This window comes from Alphaproteobacteria bacterium (assembly GCA_019695395.1).
Taxonomy (GTDB): domain Bacteria; phylum Pseudomonadota; class Alphaproteobacteria; order JAEUKQ01; family JAIBAD01; genus JAIBAD01.
Window position 1 is genome coordinate 1 of the sequence record JAIBAD010000047.1, and the last position, 12,572, is coordinate 12,572.

Sequence of the window (12,572 nt, forward strand, 5' to 3'; positions counted from 1 at the left end):
ATGCTCCTCGTAACACGGGGTGGTATAATAGGTTTTGGAGTGGGTGCTGCGGTAGGTGCTCCGGTTGTATCATCAAGATGTCTAATAACCTCGATAGCGCGTGCTCGATTAGGTAATCGATTAATAAAGCCACGCTCTGTTAATCCACTAATTAATCTGTGAACACCTGATTTAGATTTTAATGAAAGAGCTTCTTTCATTTCATCAAAAGAAGGGCATATACCTTGCGTATCCAGATAATTTTGTAGATAAAGCAATAATTGATGTTGTTTACGTGTTAACATACAATTTTCTTTCAATTATTAAGAAATAAATTGATTATAGTTCTAGTTTAGTTCAAAAAATTCGTCAAGCAATTTTAATATTAAAACCCATGATTTTCAATAATGAGTGTCTCGACTATAGAACCGTGGGTTAAGGCCGGGGCAAAAGGTGTGCGAACAATTAAAGCATTTGCTTCAGCTAGGTTTGATAGAACAGAGCTATCTTGTAATATAAAAGGTTCTACCCATAACCCAGGCTTTTCAAGATTTTTTAAAATTTTCATGTGAGCTCTTAAATAATCTTGGCGTTGATCATTAGCAGGTAAGTTACCTACAAGGTATGCTTGTAAGATAGTATGACAAAGGGGTGTGGTTTGGCCCAATAATGTATATATTGCTTTTTTTAAAAAGATAAATGCACCAATAAAAGTGGAAACCGGATTACCTGGCAATCCTAAAACAGGTATATTTTTGTAATGTCCAAACATTAAGGGTTTGCCAGGCCGCATAGCGATTTTCCAAAAATCCAGATCAAACCCATTTTGCTTAAAAGCTGATTTAGTTAGATCATAAGCGCCAACCGACATGCCTCCTGATACAACTAACATATCTAGTTTTTCTATATGGATTAATCGTGATATAATTTGCTTTTCATTATCTTCTACAATACCCAATTGAATAGGAATACCACCAAAAATACTAACAAGATGAGCAAGAGAAATATGATTACTGCTATAAATCTGTTCTTTTGTTTTGGGTAATCCTGGTAATACAATTTCATTACCTGTACATAAAATACCTATATAAGGTTTGCATTTGATAGGTAGTTGGTTATAACCTGCAGCAGCTAATAAAGCTAGATGACGTGAGGTTAGTTTAACACCTTTACTTACAAGAATTTGATTTTCCTTAAAATCTATTCCTTGCTGACGAACATGTTGGCCAATTTTTAAAGAACCTTGTTGAACTCTGATAGAATTATTATTAAAAATTACATTTTCTTGTATGATAATACTATTTGCGCCTAAAGGGAGATGACCCCCGGTAAAAATGCGCACAGCTTCACCCGGTAAAAGAATACGATCAAAAGATTGACCTGCGGCTATTTCACCAATTACATGAAAATTTAAAGGTAAAGATTCTGTTCCATTTAAATGTATGGCATATCCATCCATAGCAGAAATAGGAGAAATGGGATTATCAAATGAAGATTTAATATCTTCACCTAATATGCGATCAAGACAAAGATCTAGAGACAAATATTCAAGGTTAGTAGAGACTAAATTATGTATGATTTTTATTAAGGCGTCTTCAACAGATATCAATTTTTTGCCTTGTAAATACCAGATTTACCACCTGATTTATAAATCAATTGAACATTGCTTATGGACATCGATTTTTCAACAGCTTTACACATATCATAGATAGTAAGAGCGCATATGGTAACGCTGGTTAATGCTTCCATCTCAACCCCCGTTGGGCCATGGGTTTCACACTTGCTTGTAATAAGAAGATGAGAATGTTTGGTGTCGAATTGATAGTCAATTTCAATGTGGTTGATCATAAGAGGATGACATAATGGAATTAAATCTGATGTCTTTTTTGCGGCCATAATGCCAGCTAATTTAGCAGTTGTTAAAACCTCACCTTTGGCGATTTTATTATTTTGAATTAATTGCAAGGTTTGTTTTGTCATTAAAATAATACATTGGGCAATAGCAATACGTTTGGTTGCCATTTTTTTTGAAACATTAACCATTTGAATTTGATGATCTTTGTTGATATGAGTAAAAGATTTCATATAAAAAATTTAGATTACTGATATATAATAAATCCCAATTAGTGCACCAAATAATTAAGGCTGCTGAGATAAAATTTCTTTTAACCTTGTTTCATTAATATGTATGGGAAATTCCTTCTTTAAAGATTCCTTAAATAAATCCATAACTATTGATTTATAATCTTCTGTTATTGTTTGTGAAAATTTTTTGTATAATTCTTGATCAGTTTTCAAATCGATAGGTTGGATTTCTTTAAGTTGCGCTATAATTATATTTTTACCATCAGGAAAAGATAGAGCTTGATTTGGTTTGAGATCAAAGATCCTTGTTGCAAGAGCGCTTGGAATATTATTGGGTAAATCTGCACTATCCCGGAAAAAAGGTTGGGATCTTTTAACATCAACGTTTATATTTTGTGCAAGTTTTTTAATATCTACACCTTGGTTAATTTTTTCTACATAATCTTTGCCAAGTTTGTCTAAAGCTTTGATTTGTTCACCTTCCTGCCAATCTTTCAGAACAGTTGACCGTGCTTGATCAAAAGTTAAAGGTTTTGATTCAATAATTTCTGTTACCGCAACAGCAAAATAACCCCCATCTTTTCTTGATACTAAATTAGAATCCTGACCAATATCTGTTGAAAATATTAGATCAACTACAGCAGAATCAAGTGATGCTTTAGATGATGGATTTGTTTTCTCAATTTCACTAAGTTTTTGTGCTTTAAATCCTATTTTTTCAGCAGCTTCTGTCATATCTAACCCAGAGGCTTTGGCATCTTCATATTGGTTGATCAAATCGGCAATTTTTTCTGCAGCCAAACGTTGTTTTACAGATTCAATAAGATTGGGTTTAGCTTTGTCAAAAGTAATTGTTTGAGCAGGATCTATTTGGGTTACATGTAAAATATGCCATCCAACAAGACCCTGGGTAGGCTCAACAAAATCACCCTTATTTATGTTTGTAGCAAAGGTTTTTTCCATTAAATTGGGATTAAATCCAGGGGGAGGAGCATCTCTAGTAATTTTGCCAAGGTTAATGATATCTAAATTTTGGTTTTTAGCAATTTGTTCAAATTTTATACCTTTTTTTAAATCACTAAATGCTTTGGCAGCTTCTTCTTGATTTTTGAAAACAATTTGTTCCACAGTTCTGGTTTCAGGTGTAAAAAAATCCCTTTGTCTTACATCGTATTCTTCCTGAAGTTCAGCATCAGATGGATTGATTTGCTCCACCAGAGCATCAGGAGTAATTTCAACTAGTAAAGCATTTCTTTTTTCTGGGACCATGTAAGCATTTTTATGAGCTTCATAAAAACTTTTTAAAGTTTGTTCATCACTTTGGGGTATAGATGTAATCATGGATGGTTTTAAAATAAAACTTTCAGCTACTCGTCTTTCATACCTGTATTGATATAAAATATTAAGAAGAAATTCTGGAGATGTAATACCACTAGTCAATCCATCAATAAGTTGGTTTTGAACAAGATTTTGTTTCAAATTATTAAAATAATCTTGTTCGGTTAACCCACTTTGGGCAAGCAAACTTTGCATTTTAAGTCTACTAAATTGACCGAATTCATTTTTAAAAGCAGGTTCTTGACCTATATAGTTAAATATTTCACTTTCAGGCAAATTTAATCCGATTTGGGTTGTTTTTTGGACAAATAAAGCTTGGCTGACTAAATTATCTATCACAGTTTGGTCCATTCCCAATTGCACAGCTTGAGCTGTAGATAAATTAGAACCAAAAGCATTTTGTAAACGCTGAATAGTTTGGGTGAATTTTTGTTGAAAAGTTTGCTCATTAATATCAATTTTCCCAACTTTTATTAAAGTAGGGGTACGTCCCCCTTGTCTAAAAATGTCCCCAATACCCCATATTGTAAAAGAACAAATAAGGATAAAAAATAAAATTTTGGCAATTAATCCAGATGTTTTATTTCGAATTGTGCTAAGCATAGGATAAGTTTCGTTTACAAATAAAAATTACTATCTACGTTGTTTTCTCTATATAGTTAATCTAATATCATATTGATTTTGTCTCAATATAATCGTTCATAAAATATTATAAGGTAAAATGGAAGAAAAAAATCCTTTGATTGTGGGTAATTGGAAAATGAATGGCTTGCTTAGTGAAGGGCAAAGCTGGATAAATTTTTTATCTAACCATTTACCAGAAGGTTTTTTAACCAGTGATTTGGTTGTTTGCCCACCCAATACCTTACTTTTTTTGTTTAATGATTTGATTCATAAAAAAACATCCCATCAAAAATTTATAAAACTTGGTGCACAAAATTGTCATGATCAAGAATATGGGGCTTTTACTGGTGAGATATCACCTTTAATGCTTAAAGATATAGGATGTTCTTATGTCATCCTTGGTCATTCTGAAAGACGTTATTATTTTGCTGAAACTAATACACTAATCTGTTCTAAAGTACGAACAGCTCTTAAAGCAGGATTAAAAGTTATCTTATGTATTGGTGAAACAAAAAAAGAAAAAGATGAGGGCAAAACTCTATCAGTTTTACAAAATCAATTAGAACAGTCTATTCCCTCCGATACAAATCAAATAAAAAATTTAGTAATCGCTTATGAACCGGTTTGGGCAATTGGAACAGGCAAAATTCCAACATTAGATGATATTCAAATGGTTCATGATTATATTGAATCGTTGATCGCTATAAGAATTGGCAAACACCACCAAAATAGGATCCTTTATGGGGGATCGGTACAACCCAATAATGCAAAACAAATTTTTGATATTAAAAATGTTGGTGGGCTTTTAGTTGGTGGTGCAAGTTTAAATGCAAAAATCTTTTTACAAATAATAGAAGCTTGTTATGATAAATAATCATATTGTTTCAAGAACATATTTTTGTATGCTAAAAATATGTTTGATGGTAAACCTTCTCTAGCACTATTTCAATTAAGCAAAGGTTATTATGGAAAAAATTATATTAACATTACATCTTATTGTAGCTATTATCATGGTTGCGGTTATTCTCATTCAAAAAAATGAAGGTGGTGGACTTGGAATTGGTGGTGGTAGTGGTATGTCTGGTTTTATGACAGGGCGGAGTGCCGCTAATTTTTTAACAAGGGTAACAGCTATTTTAGCAGCTTGTTTTTTCTTAACCAGTATAGCTTTAGTTATTGTTTCTAACCAAAAAGATATAACATCACCTTTTGATCAGCTTGAAAAATCTTCTAGCTCATCTTCACCTAATAATTCTTTACCTGCAGAACAAAAAGATAATTTACCTACAGTTCCTGTTGGACAATAATATTAATTGTGAAAAAACTTTGACTAGATTTATTTTCATTACAGGTGGTGTTGTTTCATCTTTAGGAAAAGGTATCGCAACAGCTGCTTTGGGAGCTTTATTACAAGCTCATAATTTTAAAGTAAGATTACGTAAATTGGATCCTTATTTAAATGTCGATCCTGGAACAATGAGCCCTTACCAACATGGAGAGGTTTATGTAACTAATGATGGGGCTGAAACAGATTTAGATTTAGGTCATTATGAACGTTTTACTGGAATAGCTTCAAGGCAAAGCGATAGTTTAACAAGTGGACGTATTTACTCAACAGTTATTGCCAAAGAGCGACGTGGAGATTATCTAGGGGCAACAGTCCAGGTGATTCCTCATGTGACCGATGCTATCAAAGATTTTATTAAGGCTGATCTTAATGATGAAGATTTTGTTCTTTGTGAAATTGGTGGAACAGTAGGAGATATAGAAAGTCTACCTTTTCTTGAAGCAATCCGGCAATTGGGTAATGAATTGGGGCGTGAGTCGGTACTTTTTGTTCATTTGACTCTTTTACCTTGGATTTCATCTGCAGGCGAATTGAAAACCAAACCCACACAGCATTCAGTAAAAGAGTTATTGGCTCTTGGGATACAGCCTGATATTCTTTTATGCCGTAGTGATCGAGAAATATCAGCAGATGCAAGGCGTAAAATTGCTTTATTCTGTAATTTAAGACCAGAAGCTGTGATTCAAGCAATAGATGTAGAAACAGTTTATCAAGTACCTTTAACGTACCATCAACAAGGTTTTGATCGCGAAGTTTACAAACATTTTAATATTAATATGAATACGCAGGTCAATTTAAAATTATGGCATAATATTGTTGATCGTTTAAAAAATCCAGAAGAAGAAGTTTCTATTGCTATTGTTGGAAAATATACGGCTTTTTTGGATTCTTATAAATCATTGATAGAAGCTGTTATTCATGGGGGTATTGCTAATAAAGTTGTACCTAAAATTACCTGGATTGAAAGTGAACATTTACAGTCTTGTGATGACATCAGCCATCTTTTATCGAATGTTCAAGGTATTATTGTCCCAGGTGGGTTTGGAGAACGTGGAACTGAGGGAATGATTAAAACGGTTCGTTATGCAAGAGAAAAGAAAATACCTTATTTAGGTATATGTTTTGGTATGCAAATGGCCGTTATTGAATTTGCACGTCATGTTGTTAAAGTAGAAGATGCAGGTTCAACAGAATTTGGGGTTTGTCAAAACCCAGTAGTTGGTTTGTTAACAGAGTGGATGCGCGGAAATGTTCTTGAAGTAAGAAATGAAAATTTTGACAAAGGTGGATCAATGCGATTAGGTAGTTATGATTGTGACTTACTTTCAGGCAGTCATATTGAAAAAATTTATGGTGCTCAAAAAATTTCCGAGAGACACAGGCATCGTTATGAAGTTAATATTTATTATAAAGAAGAAATGGAAAAAAATGGTATGGTTTTTTCTGGGCTTTCTCCAAATGGTCAATTACCCGAAATTATTGAATTACGTAATCATCCTTGGTTTATTGGGGTACAATTTCATCCTGAATTGAAATCTCAACCTTTTTCACCTCATCCCTTATTTACTTCTTTTATTAAAGCTGTTATTGAACAAAGTAGATTTGTCTAATAATTTGGCACAAAACCTTGATTATTATATATATTTATGCGAACTTAGCCTTATTGAATAAAATAAAAACCTTGTTTAGAAAGATCTTATTTTTTAAATAGGTCTTTTATTTTGTAGACTTAATAGAAAGATTAATTATGCGGTCTGTACTTTTTTATAAATATAAATTTTATATTTGGTTTTTAATTCCATTATTAATATGGAATTATCCAAATTTTGTTTATGCATTTCCCCCTACATTTGGTTTTAAACAAATCGCAGATAATACGACCACTTTTAAGCAACGTGATGATGCGAATGCAATAATTAATAAATTACATGAATACCTTATTGAGGCAATGAAAAAAGGCAAAGAGGAAACATTTGAACAGCGAAGAGAAAAATTAGATCCTGTTGTACGTAGTACTTTTGATTTGGATCATATGGCCCAAGTTTCTGTGGGTCATTATTGGGGAGAAATGTCAAATGAAAATCAAAAACATCTTCTAGATAGTTTTGCAAAAATGTCTGTCGCTATTTATGCCAGTAGGTTTAAAAAATATAAGGATCAAAAATTTGAAATTTTAGAACAACAAGCAGGTCCAGAAGAGGGAACTTTTTGGGTTGTTTCTCAGCTAACATTTTCTAACCCTAATAAAGATCCAGTTTTTCTTAATTACCTTATGCGTGATAACACAAATGGATTAAAAGTTATTGATGTTTTTTTAGGTGGTGCTATTAGTGAAATGGCTACAAAGCGTGCCGAGTATACATCAGTTATTAGAACTAAAGGGGTGGATAATTTTTTAAAAGCATTGGATCAACGAATAGATGATATCGCTCAAGGTAAAGATATTAATGATAATAAGGATTAAATAATTTGTAATTCATGATAGCGTTATTTGTTGAAAAATTAGTTCGATTTAGCCGAAAATTTGCTTTTATAATTCTTGCTGGTTATTTGTTTCTTTGTTGCATAGGTATTTTATATACTCAGCATCATTTATCAATGAATACAGATACAACTAAACTTTTTTCTCCTGAAATTCCATGGCGTAAAAATAAAGCAAGATTTGAAACTTTATTCCCGCAGTTAAGCAATACTTTACTTATTGTGGTTGATGGAAAAACACCCGAATTATCAAATGATGCTGCAGTTCTACTTACAGAAAAGATGCATTCTAATCCAGATCTTTTTAAAAATGTTCATTTGATGGGTGGGGAAGATTTTTTCAAAAAAAATGGGTTTCTTTTTCTTAAAGAAGAAGAATTAAATAATGTAGCGCAAGAATTAATTCAATCTCAACCTCTTTTAGGTGTGTTAGCTAAAGACCCAAGCTTAAAAGGGCTAATGGATGCTTTCACTTTTGCCTTAGAAGGTGTTGTGCAAGGAGCTGCAAAATTAGACGATTTTCAAAGACCTTTCGCTGCAATTTATGAAGCTCTTCATCAATATGAAATGGGTAATTATAAACCTGTATCTTGGCAAAGTTTACTTATGGGACGTGCCCCTAAACCCGAAGAATTACGACGTTTGATTCTTGTCCAACCTGTTCTTAATTTTAACTCTTTAACGCCAGGTAAGGAAGCTTCAACATTTATTCGTGATACTGTAAAAAAATTTAACTTAACAACGGATCACGGTGTTCAAGTGAGATTAACAGGTAATGTTGCACTATCTGATGAAGAATTTGTAACTGTTGCAGATAGTACGAGTATTGCTGGTATTGTTTCAGCTTTTCTTGTTTTATGTATTATTTTTCTTGCGATGCGATCATGGAAATTAGTTTTAGCAACTATGATTACCTTAATTGTGGGGTTAATTCTTACAGCATTTTTTGCGGCTTTAACCATAGGTTCACTTAATTTAATTTCTGTCGCCTGTTTTGTTCTTTTTGTAGGAATTGCTGTCGATTTTAGTATTCAATTTGTTTTACGCTATCGTGAACAACGACATATTCATCAAGACTTAATCCCGGCTTTAGATGTTACAGCAAAAACAATTGGCCGATCTTTATTTTTAGCAGCGATAACGATTGCAGTTGGATTTTATGCATTTTTACCAACAAGTTATGTTGGTGTTTCTGAACTAGGTTTTATTGCAGGAAGCAGTATGTTTATTGCGGTTTTATTGAATGTGACACTTTTACCAGCTTTAATTTTTTTACTGAAACCAGGTATGGAAAAAAAATCAATAGATTTACCTTGGCTTGCCAATTTTAATCAATTTTTAATTAATAACCGTAAAACAATTATTACTATTGCCGTTGTGATTTTAGGTTTGGCACTAGTTTTATGTTATCATATTAAATTTGATTCAGATCCATTAAAATTAAAAAATCCTAAAACAGAATCTGTTTCAACCTTGATGGATTTAATGTCAGATTCTCTAAGTACGCCTTATGTATTAGATGCCATTATTGATAATGCGAATGATTATAATATTATAAAAGATAGGCTGGAAAAATTACCAGAGGTTAAATCTGTTTTATCTGTCATGCGCTTTGTTCCAACAGATCAAGATAAGAAGCTTTTAATTATTGAAGATCTTAAGCAGTTTTTGCTCCCCACACTTAATCCACCTTCGACTTTTCCGGTACCAACAGCGGATCAAGTTAAAGAATCAATTGTTAAGTTTACTGATAAATTAGAAAGCTTAAATCCAGCTCAAGAAAGCGTTGCTGGGCATTTATTGCAAACCTTGCATAAAATTTTAGATCAAAATGATCCCCAATTAGTTGAAAAAATAACACCCTTAATTGTCCAGGGATTGCCGGAAAAACTTGATATTCTTAAACAGACTTTACAGGCTGGCAAAGTAACATTAGATGATATTCCTGGTGAAATAAAAAGAGACTGGATTACATCGCAAGGACAATTAAGGTTAACTATATATCCTAAAGAAAATTTACAAGAAAAAAAATCTTTAATTCGATTTGTTGAAGCTGTTAGACAAGTAACGCCAAATGTATCAGGGTTACCTGTTTCTATTGTCGAGTCAGGCAAAACAATACTTAATGCATTTATTATGGCAGCTGGTCTTGCTTTAATTGCTATCTTTTTGGTGTTATATTTGGTTTTAAAGCGTGTTTACGATGTACTTTTGGTATTAATGCCTCCCTTTCTTGCTGCTTTTTTAACAGGCGCGGTTTGTGTTTTAATTGACATGCCTATCAATCTTGCAAATATTATTACTTTTCCCCTCCAATTAGGAGTGGGGGTAGCGTTTTCAATTTATTATGTTATTAGATGGCGCCAAGGTATGGATAAACCTTTGCAGTCTTCTATGACGCGGGCAATATTTTTTAGTGCGCTTACAACTTCTGTTGCTTTTGGAAGTTTAGCTATATCAACACATCCTGGAACCGCAGATATGGGAAAGATGCTTTTTATTTCTTTGTTTTTTATTCTTGTGGTTTGTTTTACTGTACTCCTTGCTTTTTTAAAACCTTTGCGATCTTAAATATTTAAATTAAATGGATTAAGTTATGTCATTTGAAACCGCATCAGGGAAAGGGGTTGAAACTGAAAATTTTCCTGTTGCTTCATTTCTTCTTAAAAAAGATTTACGAAAGGATATTTTATCTTATTATCATTTTGCCCGTGAGGCGGACGATATAGCAGATCATGAACAATTATCTGCAGATGAAAAAATTCGCCAACTTGACTATTTTGCAGAACCGTTTAATTCGGATGAAGCAAGACATAAAAAAGAATGGCCTATCCATTCTATCGAATTAAGAAAAATTTTCTGTGATCGGCATATAAGTAAAAACCATGCCCTGGACTTATTGGTAGCTTTTAAACAAGATGCTTATAAATTACGTTATGAAAATTGGGAAGAGCTTATAGATTATTGTAATCATTCTGCAGCTCCAGTTGGAAGATTTTTATTAGATCTTCATCAAGAATCTAAAGAATCTTATATTTATGCAGATGCTTTATGTAATGCTTTGCAAATTATAAATCATTTACAGGATTGTGCCGAAGATTATCAGCACTTAAATCGTGTTTACCTTCCTTTATCTTTTATGAAAGATAACAAATGCGATGTTGAGATTTTATCGGCTCCTCAATCTTCGTCTGCCTTAAGACAAATACTAAATCTATGTTTAGAACGTATTGATCAAGAATTAATGCCGAAAGCTCGTTTATTGCCATTTAATCTAAAAAATAAAGGTATTGCGTTACAATCAGCAATAGTTGTTGAAATTGCGGAGCAATTAATAAATAAATTAAAAATAAAAGATCCATTAAAAAAGAAGGTGAAATTATCAAAAATTGCCTATTTAAAGGCATTTTTGTATGGTATTATTAAATATTATATTAATAAATAGGTTATTTATGTTAATTTTAACAAAATAGGCTTTTATTAGACTTTTACTTGGGGTTGCTTTTAATCTGGCTAACTGCTAAAAATTAATTTATCGTATTTATTAGAGATTTTATAAAAAGTTAATAGGACTAATTTAGGAGTGCGAATTATGCCTGTCCATACACCATTGCTTGATAAAATATATAGGCCGGCAGATTTACGAAAAATTGCTCGATCCAATCTTCAGCAAGTTTGTGATGAATTACGTTCAGAAACGATTGATGCTGTTTCGACAACAGGCGGCCATTTGGGTGCAGGCTTAGGCGTTGTTGAATTAACGGTTGCACTTCATTATATTTTTAATACACCTGAAGATATTTTAATTTGGGATGTGGGACATCAATGTTATCCTCATAAAATCTTAACAGAACGCCGGGATCGTATTAGGACTTTACGTCAAGGAGGCGGTCTTAGTGGTTTTACGAAGCGAAGCGAAAGTGCTTATGATCCTTTTGGTGCAGCTCATAGTTCCACATCAATTTCGGCGGCCCTTGGTTTTGCTGTGGCCCGTGATTTAAAGAAAAAAGACAATAATGTTATTGCAGTTATTGGTGATGGTTCGATGAGTGCAGGTATGGTTTATGAAGCCATGAATAATGCTGGAACTCGTCATGAACGTCTTATTGTTATTTTAAATGATAATGATATGTCAATCGCACCTCCTGTAGGTGCTATGAGTGCCTATTTATCAAAATTGCTTTCTTCAAAATCATATCAATCTTTAAGAAAGATTGGGGCAGAAACGATTCAACATTTACCAACGTCAATTGCGAATATGGTTGTTCGTACCGAAGAGTATGCACGCGGTATGTTAACAGGTGGCACACTTTTTGAAGAATTAGGTTTTTTCTATGTAGGCCCAATTGATGGACATAATCTTGATCATCTTTTACCAGTTTTAGAAAATGTTAAGGCATCAAAAAATGGGCCTGTACTTGTCCATGTTGTAACGCAAAAAGGAAAAGGGTATGCACCTGCTGAAGCAGCAGCAGACAAATATCATGGTGTTGTTAAATTTGATGTTGTAACAGGAAAACAACATAAACCTGCTTCGTCTCCTACTACTTATACCCAAGTTTTTGCTGAAGCTTTAATTAAGGAAGCTGAAATAGATCCAACTGTTACAGCGATTACAGCAGCAATGCCTTCTGGAACAGGTTTAAATTTATTTGCTAAAAAATTTCCAGATCGTACATTTGATGTAGGGATAGCAGAATAACATGCGGTTACCTTT

General features: G+C 33.0%; 11 protein-coding genes. 7 read left to right on the top strand and 4 right to left on the bottom strand.

Going from position 1 to position 12,572, the window contains the following annotated elements; all coding sequences use genetic code 11:
* From K1X44_07775 to K1X44_07790, 4 genes are all read right to left on the bottom strand, one after another.
* A partial coding sequence (locus tag K1X44_07775; GenBank protein MBX7147190.1) for a repressor LexA occupies nucleotides 1-284 on the bottom strand: 284 nt, incomplete at its 3' end.
* 80 nt (nucleotides 285-364) lie between these two features.
* Nucleotides 365-1,588 carry a molybdopterin molybdotransferase MoeA gene (locus tag K1X44_07780; GenBank protein MBX7147191.1) on the bottom strand — a complete coding sequence of 408 codons (1,224 nt, stop codon included), beginning with the start codon at nucleotides 1,586-1,588 and terminating at the stop codon, nucleotides 365-367.
* Nucleotides 1,585-2,064 (bottom strand): cyclic pyranopterin monophosphate synthase MoaC, encoded by a 480-nt coding sequence (gene moaC, locus K1X44_07785; GenBank protein MBX7147192.1) that lies wholly within the window; start codon nucleotides 2,062-2,064, stop codon nucleotides 1,585-1,587. Before moaC ends, K1X44_07780 begins: the two co-directional genes overlap by 4 nt.
* A gap of 54 nt (nucleotides 2,065-2,118) precedes the next feature.
* Nucleotides 2,119-4,005: a SurA N-terminal domain-containing protein gene (locus tag K1X44_07790; GenBank protein ID MBX7147193.1), complete on the bottom strand. Its 1,887-nt coding sequence runs from the start codon at nucleotides 4,003-4,005 to the stop codon at nucleotides 2,119-2,121.
* Nucleotides 4,006-4,123: 118 nt separating this feature from the next.
* On the opposite strand from K1X44_07790, the gene tpiA reads away from it, so the two are divergent.
* The 7 genes from tpiA to dxs all read left to right on the top strand — a co-directional run bounded on the left by tpiA (nucleotide 4,124) and on the right by dxs (nucleotide 12,557).
* Nucleotides 4,124-4,900: a triose-phosphate isomerase gene (gene tpiA / locus K1X44_07795; protein ID MBX7147194.1), complete on the top strand. Its 777-nt coding sequence runs from the start codon at nucleotides 4,124-4,126 to the stop codon at nucleotides 4,898-4,900.
* A 91-nt stretch (nucleotides 4,901-4,991) separates the two neighbouring features.
* Complete coding sequence (gene secG, locus K1X44_07800; protein MBX7147195.1) at nucleotides 4,992-5,333, top strand: preprotein translocase subunit SecG; 342 nt, start codon at nucleotides 4,992-4,994, stop codon at nucleotides 5,331-5,333.
* A 19-nt stretch (nucleotides 5,334-5,352) separates the two neighbouring features.
* A complete protein-coding gene (locus K1X44_07805) occupies nucleotides 5,353-6,984 on the top strand; it encodes a CTP synthase (protein MBX7147196.1) in 1,632 nt (543 codons plus the stop codon).
* Between the two features lie 137 nt (nucleotides 6,985-7,121).
* Entirely contained in the window at nucleotides 7,122-7,838 is a 717-nt protein-coding gene (locus K1X44_07810; GenBank protein ID MBX7147197.1) for an ABC transporter substrate-binding protein, read from the top strand.
* A 14-nt stretch (nucleotides 7,839-7,852) separates the two neighbouring features.
* Nucleotides 7,853-10,426, top strand: coding sequence for an MMPL family transporter (locus tag K1X44_07815; GenBank protein MBX7147198.1), 2,574 nt, complete (start codon nucleotides 7,853-7,855; stop codon nucleotides 10,424-10,426).
* Between the two features lie 25 nt (nucleotides 10,427-10,451).
* Nucleotides 10,452-11,300: a squalene/phytoene synthase family protein gene (locus K1X44_07820; GenBank protein ID MBX7147199.1), complete on the top strand. Its 849-nt coding sequence runs from the start codon at nucleotides 10,452-10,454 to the stop codon at nucleotides 11,298-11,300.
* Between the two features lie 147 nt (nucleotides 11,301-11,447).
* On the top strand, nucleotides 11,448-12,557 hold the full coding sequence (gene dxs, locus K1X44_07825; protein ID MBX7147200.1) for a 1-deoxy-D-xylulose-5-phosphate synthase: 1,110 nt from the start codon (nucleotides 11,448-11,450) through the stop codon (nucleotides 12,555-12,557).
* Nucleotides 12,558-12,572: the final 15 nt, after the last annotated feature.

Bases quoted from the DNA above. Each gene is read 5' to 3' on its own strand.
- moaC (MBX7147192.1), bottom strand. From the start codon at position 2,064: ATGAAATCTTTTACTCATATCAACAAAGATCATCAAATTCAAATGGTT.
- K1X44_07790 (MBX7147193.1), bottom strand. From the start codon at position 4,005: ATGCTTAGCACAATTCGAAATAAAACATCTGGATTAATTGCCAAAATT.
- K1X44_07815 (MBX7147198.1), top strand. From the start codon at position 7,853: ATGATAGCGTTATTTGTTGAAAAATTAGTTCGATTTAGCCGAAAATTT.
- K1X44_07810 (MBX7147197.1), top strand. From the start codon at position 7,122: ATGCGGTCTGTACTTTTTTATAAATATAAATTTTATATTTGGTTTTTA.
- dxs (MBX7147200.1), top strand. From the start codon at position 11,448: ATGCCTGTCCATACACCATTGCTTGATAAAATATATAGGCCGGCAGAT.
- K1X44_07820 (MBX7147199.1), top strand. From the start codon at position 10,452: ATGTCATTTGAAACCGCATCAGGGAAAGGGGTTGAAACTGAAAATTTT.
- tpiA (MBX7147194.1), top strand. From the start codon at position 4,124: ATGGAAGAAAAAAATCCTTTGATTGTGGGTAATTGGAAAATGAATGGC.
- secG (MBX7147195.1), top strand. From the start codon at position 4,992: ATGGAAAAAATTATATTAACATTACATCTTATTGTAGCTATTATCATG.